The 15,484-nt window shown below is 69.2% G+C and carries 15 protein-coding genes; 12 read left to right on the forward strand and 3 right to left on the reverse strand.

Annotation, left to right across the window (positions count from 1 at the left end):
• Nucleotides 1-64: 64 nt before the first annotated feature.
• The gene (locus tag BCO18175_RS19915; protein WP_174983387.1) at nt 65-451 is read left to right on the forward strand and encodes a hypothetical protein; all 387 of its coding nucleotides are present in this window, start codon (nt 65-67) and stop codon (nt 449-451) included.
• Between the two features lie 11 nt (nt 452-462).
• Nucleotides 463-933: an NUDIX hydrolase gene (locus BCO18175_RS19920; protein ID WP_174983471.1), complete on the forward strand. Its 471-nt coding sequence runs from the start codon at nt 463-465 to the stop codon at nt 931-933.
• 137 nt (nt 934-1,070) lie between these two features.
• Here BCO18175_RS19920 and BCO18175_RS19925 read toward each other — a convergent pair whose 3' ends face one another.
• Nucleotides 1,071-2,780 (reverse strand): glutamine--tRNA ligase/YqeY domain fusion protein, encoded by a 1,710-nt coding sequence (locus tag BCO18175_RS19925; RefSeq protein WP_174912855.1) that lies wholly within the window; start codon nt 2,778-2,780, stop codon nt 1,071-1,073.
• A 243-nt stretch (nt 2,781-3,023) separates the two neighbouring features.
• On the opposite strand from BCO18175_RS19925, the gene BCO18175_RS19930 reads away from it, so the two are divergent.
• On the forward strand, nt 3,024-3,233 hold the full coding sequence (locus BCO18175_RS19930) for an ornithine acetyltransferase (protein WP_011351716.1): 210 nt from the start codon (nt 3,024-3,026) through the stop codon (nt 3,231-3,233).
• A gap of 178 nt (nt 3,234-3,411) precedes the next feature.
• Nucleotides 3,412-3,966 carry an RBBP9/YdeN family alpha/beta hydrolase gene (locus BCO18175_RS19935; protein WP_174983389.1) on the forward strand — a complete coding sequence of 185 codons (555 nt, stop codon included), beginning with the start codon at nt 3,412-3,414 and terminating at the stop codon, nt 3,964-3,966.
• Nucleotides 3,967-4,038: 72 nt separating this feature from the next.
• On the opposite strand, the gene BCO18175_RS19940 is transcribed toward BCO18175_RS19935, so the two are convergent.
• Nucleotides 4,039-5,259, reverse strand: a complete 1,221-nt coding sequence (locus tag BCO18175_RS19940; protein ID WP_174983473.1) for a CaiB/BaiF CoA transferase family protein — start codon at nt 5,257-5,259, stop codon at nt 4,039-4,041.
• Between the two features lie 248 nt (nt 5,260-5,507).
• Here BCO18175_RS19940 and alaS point away from each other — a divergent pair, with 248 nt between their 5' ends.
• Nucleotides 5,508-8,132, forward strand: coding sequence for an alanine--tRNA ligase (alaS, locus tag BCO18175_RS19945; RefSeq protein WP_174983391.1), 2,625 nt, complete (start codon nt 5,508-5,510; stop codon nt 8,130-8,132).
• Nucleotides 8,133-8,258: 126 nt separating this feature from the next.
• Here alaS and BCO18175_RS19950 read toward each other — a convergent pair whose 3' ends face one another.
• Nucleotides 8,259-9,173, reverse strand: coding sequence for a LysR family transcriptional regulator (locus BCO18175_RS19950; RefSeq protein WP_174983392.1), 915 nt, complete (start codon nt 9,171-9,173; stop codon nt 8,259-8,261).
• Nucleotides 9,174-9,289: 116 nt separating this feature from the next.
• On the opposite strand from BCO18175_RS19950, the gene BCO18175_RS19955 reads away from it, so the two are divergent.
• From BCO18175_RS19955 to BCO18175_RS19985, 7 genes are all read left to right on the forward strand, one after another.
• Nucleotides 9,290-10,534: a YbfB/YjiJ family MFS transporter gene (locus BCO18175_RS19955; protein WP_174983394.1), complete on the forward strand. Its 1,245-nt coding sequence runs from the start codon at nt 9,290-9,292 to the stop codon at nt 10,532-10,534.
• Nucleotides 10,535-10,655: 121 nt separating this feature from the next.
• Nucleotides 10,656-11,192 (forward strand): NUDIX domain-containing protein, encoded by a 537-nt coding sequence (locus BCO18175_RS19960; RefSeq protein ID WP_089456050.1) that lies wholly within the window; start codon nt 10,656-10,658, stop codon nt 11,190-11,192.
• 139 nt (nt 11,193-11,331) lie between these two features.
• Nucleotides 11,332-11,769 carry an acyl-CoA thioesterase gene (locus BCO18175_RS19965; RefSeq protein WP_174944676.1) on the forward strand — a complete coding sequence of 146 codons (438 nt, stop codon included), beginning with the start codon at nt 11,332-11,334 and terminating at the stop codon, nt 11,767-11,769.
• A 7-nt stretch (nt 11,770-11,776) separates the two neighbouring features.
• A complete protein-coding gene (locus tag BCO18175_RS19970; protein ID WP_174912837.1) occupies nt 11,777-12,712 on the forward strand; it encodes a branched-chain amino acid ABC transporter permease in 936 nt (311 codons plus the stop codon).
• Nucleotides 12,705-13,934, forward strand: a complete 1,230-nt coding sequence (locus BCO18175_RS19975) for a branched-chain amino acid ABC transporter permease (RefSeq protein WP_174983396.1) — start codon at nt 12,705-12,707, stop codon at nt 13,932-13,934. The genes BCO18175_RS19970 and BCO18175_RS19975 overlap by 8 nt, the downstream gene beginning before the upstream one ends.
• Nucleotides 13,931-14,683 carry an ABC transporter ATP-binding protein gene (locus tag BCO18175_RS19980; protein WP_174983399.1) on the forward strand — a complete coding sequence of 251 codons (753 nt, stop codon included), beginning with the start codon at nt 13,931-13,933 and terminating at the stop codon, nt 14,681-14,683. The genes BCO18175_RS19975 and BCO18175_RS19980 overlap by 4 nt, the downstream gene beginning before the upstream one ends.
• A complete protein-coding gene (locus BCO18175_RS19985) occupies nt 14,680-15,384 on the forward strand; it encodes an ABC transporter ATP-binding protein (protein WP_174983401.1) in 705 nt (234 codons plus the stop codon). Before BCO18175_RS19980 ends, BCO18175_RS19985 begins: the two co-directional genes overlap by 4 nt.
• Nucleotides 15,385-15,484 lie beyond the last annotated feature (100 nt).

Raw genomic sequence — 15,484 nt, forward strand, 5'->3', positions numbered from 1 at the left:
CAGTGTGCGTGCCGGTTCGCCGGCATGCACTGCGCCGTTCGATCGAACATCCAAGGAGAACAACATGTCGATGCGTGCATCCCTTTCCGTCGTCACGCGCGTGCTGGCCGGCGCCGCGTGCGCTGCCGCGATGCTGCCCGCCCATGCGCAGAACAACCTGAACTTCCTGAACGACACGCCGCTCAGCTACTTCAGCAAGACCGACCGTGCGTCGCTCTCCAAGGCTGTCGTGCAGGTGCGCGACGAAGGCAAGGACGGCGAGACCACGACGTGGCAAAGCAGCGGCCGCGGCACGCAGATCGATGCGAAGCTGACGCCGACCACGACCGAGACGGACGGCAAGACCTGCCGTGAAATCGCCACCGACATCACCGCGAAGGGCCAGACGATGACGCTCAAGCCCGTCTATTGCAAGACCGGCGCGGGCAAGTGGCAGCTGCAGAAACGCTGAGCACGCGCGTGATGAAGCGGGGCGGCGCGCCGCGCACGGTGTCGTGCGGCGTCGTGATCCTCGATGCGGCCGGCCGCGTGTTCCTCGCGCACGCGACGGATACCACGCACTGGGACATCCCGAAGGGGCAGGGCGAGCCCGGCGAGTCGCCGGCCGACGCGGCGCTGCGCGAACTGCTCGAGGAAACCGGCATCGCGTTCGCGCCGGCCCGGTTGCTCGATCTCGGGCGCTTCGCGTACCGGCACGACAAGGATCTGCACCTGTTCGCGGTGCAGGTGGCCGAGGGCGAGATCGATCCCGCGCACTGCACGTGCACGTCGATGTTTCCGAGCCGTCGCGACGGCTCGATGATTCCCGAGATGGATGCGTACCGCTGGACCATGCCCGGCGACATCGATACGTATGTGAGCCGCAGCCTCGCGCGGCTGTTTCGCACGAAGCTGCCGCTCGCGGATTTGCATCGGCGGTTGACGGGCGGGTGAATGAGCGCGGCGGCTTCCGCTGCCCCGTGACCTGGCTTCGCTTCGAAGCACGCAACAAAAAACCGGCCCTGGAGCCGGTTTTTTATGGTCACGCGACAGCGGCTTGCGAAGCCGCGCGTCGCGCGCGAAGCACGCCGTTACGCTGGCTTGCCCCAGCTGTCGCGCAGCCCGACGATCCGGTTGAACACGGGCTTGCCCGGCTTCGAGTCGACACGATCGGCGACGAAGTAGCCGTGACGCTCGAACTGCAGGCGCGTTTCCGGTGCGATGTCGGCATTGCCCGGCTCGACGTACGCCTGGACGATCTTCTTCGAATCGGGGTTCAGCGCCTCGAGGAAGTTCGCGCCGCCCGCGTCCGGATGCGGCTCCTTGAACAGGCGGTCGTAGATTCGCACTTCGGCCGGCTGCGCATGCTTCGCGCTGACCCAGTGGATGTTGCCCTTGACCTTGTACGTGTTCGCGCCTTCGGTGCCCGACTTGCTGTCCGGGAAGTAGTTGCAGTGCACGGCCGTCACGTTGCCGTCGGCGTCCTTGTCGAAGCCCGTGCACTCGATCACGTAGCCGTAGCGCAGGCGCACCTTGTTGCCCGGGAACAGGCGGAAATAGCCCTTCGGCGGGTTCTCGACGAAGTCTTCGCGCTCGATCCACAGCTCGCGCGAGATCGGGAACGTGCGCACGCCGCGATCCGGGTGGTGCGGATGCACGGGCGCCGTGCACGCTTCCTCGAGGTCTTCCGGGTAGTTGTCGATCACGAGCTTCAGCGGATCGAGCACGGCGACCGTGCGCGCGGCCTTGTCGTCGAGGTCGTCGCGCAGCGCGCCTTCGAAGATGCTCATGTCGATCCACGAATCGATCTTCGTCACGCCGATCCGCTCGCAGAACAGGTGGATGCTCTCCGGCGTGAAGCCGCGGCGGCGCACGCCGACGATCGTCGGCATCCGCGGGTCGTCCCAGCCGTCGACGTGGCCTTCGGTGACGAGCTGCAGCAGCTTGCGCTTGCTGGTGATCGCGTACGTGAGGTTCAGCCGCGAGAATTCGATCTGTTGCGGCAGCGGGCGCGTGAACTTGCCGGCTTCCGCGAGTTCGTTCAGCACCCAGTCGTACAGCGGGCGGTGATCCTCGAATTCGAGCGTGCACAGCGAATGCGTGATGCCTTCGAGCGCATCCGAGATGCAGTGCGTGTAGTCGTACATCGGGTACACGCACCATGCGTCGCCGGTGCGATAGTGGTGCGCGTAGCGGATCCGGTAGATCACCGGGTCGCGCATGTTCATGTTCGGCGAAGCCATGTCGATCTTCGCGCGCAGCACGTGTTCGCCTTCCTTGAACTCGCCGGCCTTCATGCGGCGGAACAGGTCGAGGTTTTCTTCGGGCGTGCGCTCGCGGAACGGCGACGGCTTGCCGCCTTCCGTCAGCGAGCCGCGGTTCGCGCGCATTTCATCGGCGCTCTGGCTGTCGACGTACGCCTTGCCGCGCTGGATCAGCAGCTCGGCGAACTCGTACAGCTTGTCGTAGTAGTCGCTCGCGAAGTACTGGTGATCGACCGCGTCCTTGCGCCAGTCGAAGCCGAGCCAGCGCACCGCGTCGACGATCGAGTCGACGTACTCGACGCTTTCCTTTTCCGGGTTCGTGTCGTCGAAGCGCAGGTGGCACACGCCGCCGTAGTCGCGCGCGACGCTGAAGTTCAGGCAGATGCTCTTGGCATGGCCGATGTGCAGATAGCCGTTCGGCTCGGGCGGAAAGCGCGTCTCGACGCGGCCGCTCCATTTGCCGGTGCGGTTGTCGTCGTCGATGATGTTGCGGATGAAATTGGAAGCCGCGGGGGCGTCGTTGCGTTCGGTGCTCATGCGGATGGCGTCAGGTTGTGTCGGCGCGTCGCGCCGGTTTAATCCCGTGATTCTACCTGACCGGGGTCCGTCCCGCGCGGCTGGCGGCATGGCGGGGGCGGGTTTCGACCGATTATCTCGATATTGTGTCGGCTGTAACACGACGTAAATCGGATTGCCCGGGCCGTTTGGCGTTGCCTATGATGGCTTCACCGATTCAATGCCGCCGTTCGGGTTGCCGCGCGGCCGGAGGAAACAAAAATGATGATGAAGAAGACCACGTTTATCGTTCGTACCGCCGTGATCGTCGCGGCCCTGTCGCAACTTGGCGCATGCGCGATGACGCATACGCAGCGCAATGCCGGTATCGGCGCGGCCGCTGGCGGCGCGCTCGGCTACCTGGTGACGGGCGGCCCGCTCGGCACGGTCGCGGGCGCCGCGGCAGGCGGTATCGTCGGCGCGAACGTGCGCTGACCGATGACATGACGCGAGCCGCCTGCCAGGCGGCTTGCCGTCCGGTCGCGACGCTGCGCTCGACGCGTCCCGACCCCACGCACATCCTTCCGGTTTCAGACAGGCAGCATCAGGGAGGAACGGGTGTGCGACACTGCGCCGACGCACCATAACGATTTCACTCGTCGACGCACTTTCCATGAGCCCATTCCCCGTTCTCGTCCTGCCGGGCTACGCCAATTCGGGCCCGCTTCACTGGCAGAGCCGCTGGGAGCGTGCCGATGCACGTTTCTCGCGCGTCGCGATGCCGGACTGGGACCGGGCGTTCCGCAACGGCTGGTGTCTCGCACTCGATCGCGCGGTCGAAGCCGCGCGCGGGCCGGTGCTGATTGCCGGTCACAGCCTCGGCACGCTCACCACCGCGTGGTGGGCGACGCGCTATGCGCGCCCGGCCGCGCTCGCGAAGGTGCGCGGCGCGTTACTGGTCGCGCTGCCTGATCCCGACGGTCCCGCGTTTCCGGTCGATGCGCACGGCTTCGGGCCCGTGCCGTACGAACGGCTGCCGTTTCCGACCTGCGTCGTCGCCAGCAGCGACGATCCGTATGGCTCGCTCGCGTTCGCCCGCACCTGCGCGAACGCATGGGGCAGCGCATTCCACGATATCGGCCCGCGTGGCCACATCAACGCGGACAGCGGGCTCGGCGACTGGCCCGATGCACGCGGCTGGCTCGACGCGCTCGCCCGTCGCGATTGACGGCGCGGCGTGGGGCGGTGGTTGGGGCCGCTGCCACCGCTGGCCCGTCCGCACCCGTGCCTGCCGCCGAGTTCAGATCGCCTGTTTCGCCCGCAGCGCGGCGATCTTCGCGTCGTCGTAGCCGAGCATGTCGCGCAGCACGTCGTCGGTCTGTGCGCCGAGCAGCGGCGGGGCCGTGCGTGCTTCGGGCGGCGTCGCGCTCATCCGGATCGGGTTGCGCACGAGCTTCGCGTCCGCGCCGCACGGGTGCGGCAGCGATACCTGCATCCCGCGCGCGACGACTTGCTCGTTGTCGAACACCTCGTCGAGATCGTTGATCGGGCCGCACGGCACGCCGGCCGCTTCGAGCGCACCGATCCAGTCTGCCTTGTCGCGCGTCTTCACCATCTCGGCGAGGATCGGCACCAGCGTGTCGCGGTGGCGTACGCGCGACGGATTCGTCGCGAAACGCTCGTCGTCCGCCAGCTCGGGCTGGCCGCCGGCCTCCACGAACTTGCGGAACTGCCCGTCGTTGCCGACCGCGACGATGATCCAGCCGTCGCGCGTCTGGAACGTCTGGTACGGCACGATGTTCGGATGCGCATTGCCCCAGCGCACCGGCGGCTTGCCGCTCGCAAGGAAGTTGGTGTTCATGTTCGCGAGCAGCGCGACCTGCACGTCGAGCAGCGCCATGTCGATGTACTGGCCTTCGCCCGTCCGGTCGCGGTGCGCGAGCGCGGCGAGCACCGCGATCGTCGAGTAGAGGCCGGTCGCGAGGTCGGCGATCGCGACACCGGCTTTTTGCGGGCCGCCGCCCGGCTCGCCGTCGCGCTCGCCGGTGATGCTCATGAAGCCGCCGATCCCCTGGATGATGAAGTCGTAGCCCGCGCGGTGCGCGTACGGGCCGGTCTGGCCGAAGCCGGTAACCGAGCAGTAGACGAGGTCGGGCTTCACCGCACGCAGCGATTCGTAATCGAGCCCGTATTTCTTCAACTGGCCGACCTTGTAGTTCTCGAGCACGACGTCGCTCTGTGCGGCAAGCTCGCGCACGATCTGCTGGCCCTCGGGCGTCGCGATGTCGATCGTCACCGAGCGCTTGTTGCGGTTCGCCGCGAGGTAGTACGCGGCCTCGGCGGTATCCGTGCCGTCCGCGTCCTTCAGGTACGGCGGCCCCCAGTGGCGCGTGTCGTCGCCGGCGCCCGGGCGCTCGACCTTGATCACGTCCGCGCCGAAATCGGCAAGCGTCTGCGCGCACCACGGGCCCGCGAGCACGCGGGTGAGGTCCAGCACGCGGATATGGCTCAGGGCACCCATCGTCGAATCGTCTCCTTTCATGGCTGGCCTTGTCGGGCAAGGCCGGTTGGCATGCCGAGCATATTAAGGCGAATCGGCCGCGGCAGTGGCCCGGCGCACTCGTCCGCGGAGGCGGGCCGCCCGCGCGGCCGCACCGGCTGGGGCGTCAGTCTGTATCGTATAATCGAGCGTTTACGATAACTGCCGCCGTGCGTCCGCCAGGACGGCCGGCGTTTGAAGCCGTCTCAGCCAGACATTCCCCGCACGCCATGAAAGCTGCCGAAATCCGCGAGAAATTCCTCAAATTCTTCGAATCGAAGGGCCACACGATCGTCCGCTCGTCGAGCCTCGTGCCCGGAAACGACCCCACGCTGATGTTCACGAACTCGGGCATGGTCCAGTTCAAGGACGTATTCCTCGGCACGGATCCGCGTCCGTACTCGCGTGCCACGACGGCGCAGCGCAGCGTGCGCGCGGGCGGCAAGCACAACGACCTCGAGAACGTTGGCTACACGGCGCGCCACCACACGTTCTTCGAGATGCTCGGCAACTTCTCGTTCGGCGACTACTTCAAGCACGACGCGATCAAGTTCGCGTGGGAGCTGCTGACCACGGTCTACCAGCTGCCGAAGGACAAGCTGTGGGTCACGGTCTATCAGGAAGACGACGAGGCATACGACATCTGGGCGAAGGAAGTCGGCGTGCCGACCGAGCGCATCATCCGGATCGGCGACAACAAGGGCGCGCGCTACGCGTCGGACAACTTCTGGACGATGGGCGACACCGGCCCGTGCGGCCCGTGTACCGAAATCTTCTACGACCACGGCCCGGACGTGTGGGGCGGCCCGCCGGGGTCGGCCGAGGAAGACGGTGACCGCTACATCGAGATCTGGAATCTCGTGTTCATGCAGTTCAACCGCGACGCGCAGGGCAACATGACGCGCCTGCCGAAGCAGTCGGTCGACACCGGCATGGGCCTCGAGCGTCTTGCCGCGGTGCTGCAGCACGTGCACAGCAACTACGAGATCGACCTGTTCCAGAACCTGATCAAGGCCGCCGCGCGCGTGACCGAAATCAGCGACCTCACGAACAACTCGCTGAAGGTGATCGCCGATCACATCCGCGCGTGCTCGTTCCTGATCGTCGACGGCGTGATTCCCGGCAACGAAGGCCGCGGCTACGTGCTGCGCCGGATCGTGCGCCGCGCGATCCGCCACGGCTACAAGCTCGGCCGCAAGGGCTCGTTCTTCCACAAGCTGGTGGCCGACCTCGTCGCCGAGATGGGCGTCGCGTATCCGGAGCTGAAGGAAGCCGAACAGCGCGTGACCGACGTGCTGCGCCAGGAAGAAGAGCGCTTCTTCGAGACGATCGAGCACGGCATGTCGATCCTCGAAGCCGCGCTGGCCGACGTCGAAGCGAAGGGCGGCAAGGTGCTCGACGGCGAACTCGCATTCAAGCTGCACGACACCTACGGCTTCCCGCTCGACCTCACGGCCGATGTGTGCCGCGAGCGCGGGATGACGGTCGACGAGCCGGCGTTCGACGACGCGATGGCGCGCCAGCGCGAGCAGGCGCGCGCGGCCGGCAAGTTCAAGGCCGCGCAGGGCCTCGAATACACGGGCGCGAAGACCACGTTCCACGGCTATGAGGAAATCGCATTCGACGATGCGAAGATCGTCGCGCTGTACGTCGACGGTTCGTCGGTCAACGAAGTGAAGACGGGCCAGGACGCGGTCGTCGTGCTCGATCACACGCCGTTCTACGCGGAGTCGGGCGGCCAGGTCGGCGACCAGGGCGTGCTCGCGAACGCGGCGACGCGCTTCTCGGTGGCCGATACGCTGAAGGTGCAGGCCGACGTGATCGGCCACCACGGCACGCTGGAGCAGGGCACGCTGAAGGTCGGCGACGTGCTGCGCGCGGAAATCGACGCGCATCGCCGCGCACGCACGCAGCGCAACCACTCGGCCACCCACCTGATGCACAAGGCGCTGCGCGAAGTGCTCGGCGCGCACGTGCAGCAGAAGGGTTCGCTGGTCGACGCGGAAAAGACCCGCTTCGACTTCGCGCACAACGCGCCGATGACCGACGACGAAGTCCGTCGCGTCGAGCAGATCGTCAACAACGAAATCCTCGCGAACGCGCCGGGCATCGTGCGCGTGATGCCGTACGACGAAGCGGTGAAGGGCGGCGCGATGGCGCTGTTCGGCGAGAAGTACGGCGATGAAGTGCGTGTGCTCGACCTCGGCTTCTCGCGCGAACTGTGCGGCGGCACGCACGTGAGCCGCAGCGGCGACATTGGCTTCTTCAAGATCGTCGTCGAAGGCGGTGTCGCGGCCGGCATCCGCCGCGTCGAGGCGATCACCGGCGACAACGCGGTGCGCTACGTACAGGAACTCGACGCCCGCGTGAACGAAGCCGCGGCCGCGCTGAAGGCGCAGCCGTCGGAACTCACGCAGCGTATCGCGCAGGTGCAGGACCAGGTGAAGTCGCTCGAGAAGGAACTGGGCGCGCTGAAGTCGAAGCTCGCATCGAGCCAGGGCGACGAGCTCGCGCAGCAGGCCGTCGAAATCGGCGGCGTATTCGTGCTGGCCGCGACGCTCGACGGCGCCGACGCGAAGACGTTGCGCGAAACGGTCGACAAGCTGAAGGACAAGCTGAAGAGCGCGGCGATCGTGCTGGCAGCCGTCGAAGGCGGCAAGGTCAGCCTGATCGCGGGTGTCACGCCTGACGCAAGCAAGAAGGTCAAGGCCGGCGAGCTCGTGAACTTCGTCGCGCAGCAGGTCGGCGGCAAGGGCGGTGGCCGTCCGGACATGGCGCAAGCAGGCGGCACCGAGCCGGCGAACCTGCCGGGCGCGCTGGCCGGCGTGAAGGGCTGGGTCGAAGAGCGGCTCTGATCGTCACGACCGATGCGATGCCGTTTCGTTACGGCATCGCGTGAAATGAAAAAGACCCGACCGGCGCATGCCGATCGGGTCTTTTTGTTGGTATGCCGGAACAATGCGCGCCGGCCGCCCGACGCTTCAGGCCGGCACGGTAACCGGCGGCTTCGCCGCACCGTCCGGCTGCCGTGCGGCTTCGGTGAGCGCATCGCGCAACGCGGCCAGCGCCGCCGACGCATAACCGTGCCGCCACGCGAGCAGCGTATCGATGCCTTCCAGTTCGGGGATCACGTGCGCGGTGATGTTGCCGGTCTCGGGCTGCAGGTCGAGCACCGAACGCGGCGCGACCGCGATGCCGGCACCTGCCGCGACGCACGCGACGATCGCGTGATACGACCCGAGTTCGAGCACGCGCGCCGGCTTGACGCCGTGCGCCGCGTACCACTGTTCGACGTACTTGCGATACGTGCAGCCGCGCTCGAACGCGATCAGCGTCGGCAGGATCACGTCGCGCGGCGTGCGCACCGGCGGATGGCCGCGTGGTGTCAGCAACACCAGATCCTCGCGGAAGATCGGCACCGTCTCGAACGTGTCGGGCAGCGTGTCCGGCGCGGGCGGGCGCGCGAACAGCGCGGCGTCGATCTCGAAGTCGCGTACGCGGTCGATCAGCCAGCCCGTCGTGCCCGTCAGCAGCTCGAGCGACACGTCCGGCCACGCATGGTGATAGCGCGCGAGCACGGTCGGCAGGCGGCTCGCGGCCGTGCTCTCCATCGTGCCGAGCCGCAGTCGCCCGCGCGGCGTGTCCTCGCGCACCGCGTCGCGCGCCTCGTCGGCGAGCGCGAGCAGGCGCTCCGCATACGGCAGCAGCGTGTGCCCGGCCGGCGTCAGCACGAGCCGGCGGCCGTCGCGCACGAACAGCGCCGCGCCGAGTTCTTCCTCGAGCTGCTTGATGCGCGTCGTGACGTTCGACTGCACGCGATTGAGCTTGGCCGCCGCGCGCGTCACGCCGTTCTCGCGCACCACGGCCCGGAAAATCGCCAGCGCCGCCAAATCCATGATTCTCTCCTAGCGATGAGTGGATTCTTAATTATTCATTTTTCGAGAACGTTTGGTCAAGCTACGATGGAAGCATTCCGATCCGGCCGGCGCGTTGAACGCCGGCCCATGCCGCCATGTCCCGCTCGAATGCCCCGACCGCCGCCGCCGGCGCGCCTCCCGTCGACGATGCCGACCGCCGCGCCCGCATGGCCGCGCTGGCCTGCATGGTCGGCCTCGCGGTCGTGCTCGGCGTTGGCCGCTTCGCGTTCACGCCCTTATTGCCGCTGATGCTCGCCGACGGCTCGATCGGTCTGAAGGCCGGCGGCTGGCTCGCCTCGGCGAACTACGCGGGCTATTTCGTCGGCGCGGTCAGTTGCGCGGCGCTGCGGGTCGCGCCCGCGCGAATGGTGCGCTTCGGGCTCGTGGCGACCGTGTTGTTGACCGCCGCGATGGGCGTCGGCCACCTGCTGCCCGTATGGCTCGCGGTGCGCTTCGTCGCGGGCGTCGTCAGCGCGTGGACGTTCGTGTTCATGTCGCAATGGGGGCTGCGGCGCCTGGCTGAACTGTACGCACCGGAGTGGAGCGGGGTGATCTACGCGGGGCCCGGCGTCGGCATCGTGGTGACGGGGCTGATCGGCAGCGCGCTGGCCGGCCAGCGTGCGGCGTCGGGCTGGCTCGGTTTCGCGGCGTTGTCGGCGGTGTTGTCGGTCGCGATCTGGCGCACGTTTGCCGTTTCCCCGGCGCAAGCCGGGGCGGCGGGCGGCGCCGCGCCGCACGCCGCCGCTGCAACGGCGACCCTGCAGGCCCAGACGCGCCGTCATCGCGCGGACGCCGCATGGCTCGTCGTGCTGTACGGCATGCCGGGCTTCGGCTACATCATCACCGCGACGTTCCTGCCCGTGATCGCGCGCGCCGCGCTGCCGGCCGGCTCGCCATGGCCCGACCTGTTCTGGCCGATGTTCGGCGCGGCGCTGATCGTCGGCGCGATCACCGCCGCGCGGCTGCCCGGGCACTGGGACAACCGGCTGCTGCTGGCCGCCGGTTGCGCGACGCAGGCGCTCGGCATTGCCGCCGGGATCGTGTGGCCGAACGCGGCCGGCTTCTCGGTCGGCAGCGCGCTGCTCGGGCTGCCGTTCACCGCGATCACGCTGTTCGCGATGCGCGAGGCGCGGCGTTTGCACGGCGAGCGGGCAGCCGGGCTGATGGGCTATGCGACCGCGTCGTACGGGGTCGGGCAGATTCTCGGCCCGCTCGTCGCGGCGCCGCTGGCCGCCCGCTTCGGGTCGTTTTCCCCCGCGCTGTGGGTCGCGGTGGCCGCGCTGCTGCTCGGCGCGGCCGGCTTCGCGGCGACCGCCGCGCGAGCGCGCCTGCAACCGTGATATCGGCGGGGACGGATCGTCTGCGGCACGGGCAAACTCGCTAGAATGAAGCCTTTCCCGCGTCGAGCGGGTGCGCGGGCAGCCGGCTGGCGGCCGTCCGGCGCCTGCCAGATCCCCATCGATGACCACCGCCGATTACCGCTTTTGCCCGCGCTGCGCGAGCCCGCTCACCGAGCGCGCCGATCCCGACCATGAAGGCGGCCGCATTCGCCAGGCGTGCCCCGACGACAGCTGCGGCTATGTGCACTGGAACAACCCGCTGCCCGTCGTCGCCGCGATCGTCGAGCTCGACGGCAAGATCCTGCTCGCGCGCAACGCGGCCTGGCCCGAAGGGATGTTCGCGCTGATCACCGGCTTCCTCGAGAACGGCGAGACGCCCGAGGACGGCATCGCGCGCGAGGTGTTCGAGGAAACGGCGCTGAAGGCCGAGCACGTGTCGCTCGTCGGCGTCTACGAATTCATCCGCAAGAACGAGCTGATCATCGCGTATCACGTGCGTGCATCGGGCACGGTCGCGCTGTCGCCGGAACTGCTCGAATACAAACTCGTCGATCCGCCGCTGCTGCGCCCGTGGCGCGCCGGCACGGGTGTCGCGCTCGCCGACTGGATGCGTGCGCGCGGCCTCGATTTCGAGTTCGTCGACCGGCCGGGGCAGTGACGGGCCGGCCTGTCAGCAAGGTTGCATCCGCCGTGTCGCGAGCGATCGCGGTACGGCGCGCCGCTTCTTGCCGGCGCGCGCCGTCATGCGGCCGCCGCGCATCGTCCTCATCGCTTCCATCGTCCTGACCGCCATCGCCATGTCCGACAAGCCGCAACCGCGTCCGCGCGACGCCTATCGCCACTTCCTGCCGATCACGACCCGCTGGATGGACAACGACGTCTACGGGCACGTGAACAACGTCGTCTACTACAGCTACTTCGACACGGTCGTGAACGAATACCTGATCCGTGCGGGCGTGCTCGACGTCGAGCACGGGCAGACGATCGGCCTCGTGGTCGAGACGCAGTGCAACTACTTCGCGCCGCTCGTGTTTCCGCAGTCGGTCGACGCGGGGCTGCGGGTCGTGAAGCTCGGCACGTCGAGCGTGCGCTACGAGGTCGGGCTGTTCGCGCAGGGCGAAGCGGCGCCCGCCGCACAGGGGCATTTCGTGCACGTGTATGTCGATCGCGGCACGCGCCGGCCGGTGCCGCTGCCCGACGCGCTGCGCGCCGCGCTTGAGCCGCTCGCGGCCTGATTTCGCTTTGCACGCGTTCGCGCTCCAGGCCTTCAACGGCCTCAGCTACGGCTTGCTGCTGTTCATGCTGTCGGCCGGACTCACGCTGATCTTCAGCGTGCAGGGCGTGCTCAACTTCGCGCATGCGAGCTTCTACATGCTCGGCGCGTATGTCGGCTACAGCATCGCGGCCAGCGCGGGCTTCTGGCCCGCGCTGGTGCTCGCGCCGCTCGCGGTCGGGCTGCTCGGCGCCGGCTGCGAACGCATGCTGCTGCGCCGCGTGCAGGCGCGCGGCCATACGAGCGAACTGCTGCTGACCTTCGGCCTCGCGTACCTGATCGGCGAGGGCGCGAAACTCGTGTGGGGCCTCGCGCCGCTGCCGGCGCCCGTGCCGGCGTTGTTCGACGGTGCGCCCGTGACCGTATTCGGCCTCGCGTTGCCGCGCTACCGGCTGTTCATGATGGGGATGTCCACCGCGATGCTGGTCGCGCTCGGCGCGTTGCTGCGCGCGTCGCGTATCGGGCTCGTCGTGCGCGCGGCGCTGACGCACCGTGCGGCCGTCGAGGCGCTCGGCTACGACGTGCCGCGCCTGATGACGGCGCTGTTCGGCGCGGGCACCGCGCTCGCGGCGCTGGCCGGCGTGATCGGCGCGCCGCTCGCGGTGATCGAACCCGCGCTGGCCGAAACCGTCGGGTCGGTCGTGTTCGCGGTCGTCGTGATCGGCGGGCTCGGCTCGCTCGGCGGCGCGTTCGCGGCGTCGCTCGCGGTCGGCTTCGCGCAGACCTTCGCGGCCGCGAGCGATACGTCGCTGCGCGACCTCACGGAATGGGCCGGCATCGCGCTGCCCGACAGCGTGGCCGCGGTGTCGATCGCCCAGCTTGCGCCGCTGGTGCCGTACCTGCTGCTCGTCGCGGTGCTGGTCGCGCGGCCGCGCGGGCTGTTCGGCGAGCGTGCCGATGCGTAACCGTATGCTCGCCGGCGTCGCGCGCTGGTCCCTGTTCGCCGCATGCGTCGCGCTGCCCGCGTGGCTGTGGCCGCATGGCGCGGTGCTCGGCTATCTCGCGCAGACGGCCGCGCTCGTCGTGCTCGCACTGTCGTACAACCTGCAGCTCGGCACGACCGGGCTGCTGTCGTTCGGACACGCGGCGTTCGCCGGCCTCGGCGCGTTCGCGGCCGCGCACTGGTTCAACCATTTTGGCGGCCCGCTGCCGCTACTGCCGCTCGTCGGCGGCGTCGCCGGTGCCGCTTTCGGCTTCGTCGCCGGGCTGCTCGCAACGCGTCGTTCGGGCACCGCGTTCGCGATGATCACGCTCGGGCTCGGCGAATGCGTCGCGGCCGCCGCGTGGAGCGTGCCGGCCTGGTTCGGCGGGATCGGCGGCGTGCCGATCGACCGCGCGAGCGGCACGCCGTGGGGCGGCTGGCATTTCGGCGCACCCGTCCAGGCTTATGCGGTGATCGCCGCGTGGTGCGTCGCGTCGGCGTGGGCAATGCACGCGCTGACGCGCACGCCGTTCGCGCGGCTCGCGAATGCGGTGCGCGACAACCCCGTGCGCGTCGCCGCGCTCGGCACCGATCCGCGCCGCGTGCGGCTTGCGATGGTCACCTGCGCGTCGTTCTTCGCCGGCGTCGCGGGCACGTTGACGCTGATCGACGTCGAAATCGCGACGCCCGACAGCGTATCGATGGCGCGCTCGGCGACCGTGCTGATCGCCGCGGTGATCGGTGGCACCGGCGCGTTCTTCGGGCCGGCGGCCGGTGCGGCCGTGCTCACGGTACTGAGCATCGTCGTCGCGGGCGTGTCGCGTGCGTGGGCGCTGTATCTCGGCGTGCTGTTCGTCGTGATCGTCGTGGCCGCGCCGCGCGGCATCGCCGGGATCGTGCAAGCGCTCGCGCATGCGTTGCGGCGCGGCGCGCCGGCGGCCGAGCGGTGGCGGATGGTGTGCGCGGCCGGTGCGTGCATGTTCTGGGGCATCGCGATCGTCTGCGCAGCCGAGCTTGGCTATGCGTGGCGCTTCGCGCAGGACGACGGCCCGGACTTCGCATTCGGCGCCTGGAGCATCGACGCGGATACGCCGATCGGCTGGGCCGTCGCGTGCTCGGCAGCCGGCATCGGCGCGCTGCTGTGGGGCTGGCGCGCGCGGCTCGTGTCGGGCGGGCAGGACGGCAAGCGGGAGGACGGACGATGAACGGCAACGCGATCGCGCTTCATGGCGTCGTGCAGCGCTTCGGCGCGCAGACGGTGCTCGACGGCGTCGAGCTGAGCATCGCGGCCGGCGAGCGTCATGCGCTGATCGGGCCGAACGGCGCGGGCAAGTCGACGCTGTTCGGTGTGATCGCCGGTGCGGTGCGGCCGACGCGCGGGCGCGTCGTGCTGCATGGCGTCGAGCTGCGCGGGCGCGGGCCGGTGATCGCGAGCCGGCTCGGCATCGGCCGCAGTTTCCAGCAGACGAGCGCATTCGCACGGTTGACCGTGTTCGACAACCTGCGCTGCGCGGCGCTGCATGCGCCGGCCGAACGGCGGCGCTGGTGGAACCGGCTGCGCGATTCGGCGTCGGTCGATCTCGCGACCGAGCGCGTGCTGCACGACGTCGGCCTCGATGCGCATCGCGACACGCCGGCCGCTGCGCTGAGCTATGCGGAACAGCGCGCGCTCGATCTCGGCATCGCGCTCGCGAGCGGCGCACGCACGCTGCTGCTCGACGAGCCGACCGCCGGCATGAGCCGGGCGCAGGCGGCGCGGATGATCGCGCTGATTCGTGCGACGACGCAGGGGCGCACGGTACTGCTGATCGAACACGACATGGATGCGGTGTTCGGCTTCGCCGAACGCATCACGGTGCTCGTGCGCGGCACGGTGGTCGCGACCGGCGCGCCCGATGCGATCCGCACCGATCCGGCCGTGCGTGCGGCCTATCTGGGGGAGGGCAGCCGGTGAGCGCGTTGCTCGACATCCGCGACCTGCGCGCATGGTACGGGCTGCAACCCGTGCTCGACGGTGTCGACCTCGCGCTGGCTCCAGGGGAGACGCTCGCGCTGCTCGGCCGCAACGGCTCGGGCCGCTCGACGCTCGCGAAGGCCGTGATGGGGCTCGTGCGCACGACCGGCTCGGTGCGCATCGCCGGCGCCGAATGCGTGGGGGCACGCACGTTTGAGATCGCGCGGCGCGGCGTCGCTTACGTCGCCGAAAGCCGCGACGTGTTCCCGCTGCTGACGGTACGCGACAACCTGCGGCTCGGGCTGCGCGGCGCCGGCGGTGCGGCCGAACGCGCGGCGCTCGACCGGCTGTTCGACCGTTTTCCGTTGCTGGCCGCGCGCGCGGACGTGAAGGCGGGGCGGCTGTCGGGCGGCGAGCAGCAGGTGCTCGCGCTGGTGCGTGCGCTGGCCGCCCGCCCGCGCGTGCTGATCGTCGACGAACCGGCGGAAGGGCTCGCGCCGCTCGCGGTCGACGAAGTCGGCGCGTGCCTCGCCGCGCTGCAGGCCGACGGTGTCGCGATCGTGCTGATCGAGCAGCGGCTGCAGTTCGCGCCGCGGCTCGCGCGGCGCGTCGCGGTCATGGGGCGCGGACGGATCGTCTACGACGGCGCGCTCGACGGGCTGGGCGGCGAGGTCGCGAACGCATGGCTGAGCGCCGGCTGACGGCGCGCGAGCGATTGTTCGTAAAACTCCGCCAGTCAATTCGTGTCGAGCCGCTTTATCGCCGCCGCACCGCACAGTAAATTGCCAGCCATACCGGTTG

Source organism: Burkholderia lata, assembly GCF_902499335.1.
GTDB lineage: Bacteria > Pseudomonadota > Gammaproteobacteria > Burkholderiales > Burkholderiaceae > Burkholderia > Burkholderia lata_B.

Excerpts from the sequence above, each read along its gene's own strand:
- BCO18175_RS19925 (WP_174912855.1), bottom strand. The coding sequence starts at position 2,780 with ATGAGCACCGAACGCAACGACGCCCCCGCGGCTTCCAATTTCATCCGC.
- BCO18175_RS19915 (WP_174983387.1), top strand. The coding sequence starts at position 65 with ATGTCGATGCGTGCATCCCTTTCCGTCGTCACGCGCGTGCTGGCCGGC.
- BCO18175_RS19950 (WP_174983392.1), bottom strand. The coding sequence starts at position 9,173 with ATGGATTTGGCGGCGCTGGCGATTTTCCGGGCCGTGGTGCGCGAGAAC.
- BCO18175_RS19965 (WP_174944676.1), top strand. The coding sequence starts at position 11,332 with ATGTCCGACAAGCCGCAACCGCGTCCGCGCGACGCCTATCGCCACTTC.
- BCO18175_RS19930 (WP_011351716.1), top strand. The coding sequence starts at position 3,024 with ATGATGAAGAAGACCACGTTTATCGTTCGTACCGCCGTGATCGTCGCG.
- BCO18175_RS19980 (WP_174983399.1), top strand. The coding sequence starts at position 13,931 with ATGAACGGCAACGCGATCGCGCTTCATGGCGTCGTGCAGCGCTTCGGC.
- BCO18175_RS19935 (WP_174983389.1), top strand. The coding sequence starts at position 3,412 with ATGAGCCCATTCCCCGTTCTCGTCCTGCCGGGCTACGCCAATTCGGGC.
- BCO18175_RS19940 (WP_174983473.1), bottom strand. The coding sequence starts at position 5,259 with ATGGGTGCCCTGAGCCATATCCGCGTGCTGGACCTCACCCGCGTGCTC.
- BCO18175_RS19960 (WP_089456050.1), top strand. The coding sequence starts at position 10,656 with ATGACCACCGCCGATTACCGCTTTTGCCCGCGCTGCGCGAGCCCGCTC.
- alaS (WP_174983391.1), top strand. The coding sequence starts at position 5,508 with ATGAAAGCTGCCGAAATCCGCGAGAAATTCCTCAAATTCTTCGAATCG.
- BCO18175_RS19975 (WP_174983396.1), top strand. The coding sequence starts at position 12,705 with ATGCGTAACCGTATGCTCGCCGGCGTCGCGCGCTGGTCCCTGTTCGCC.
- BCO18175_RS19955 (WP_174983394.1), top strand. The coding sequence starts at position 9,290 with ATGTCCCGCTCGAATGCCCCGACCGCCGCCGCCGGCGCGCCTCCCGTC.
- BCO18175_RS19920 (WP_174983471.1), top strand. The coding sequence starts at position 463 with ATGAAGCGGGGCGGCGCGCCGCGCACGGTGTCGTGCGGCGTCGTGATC.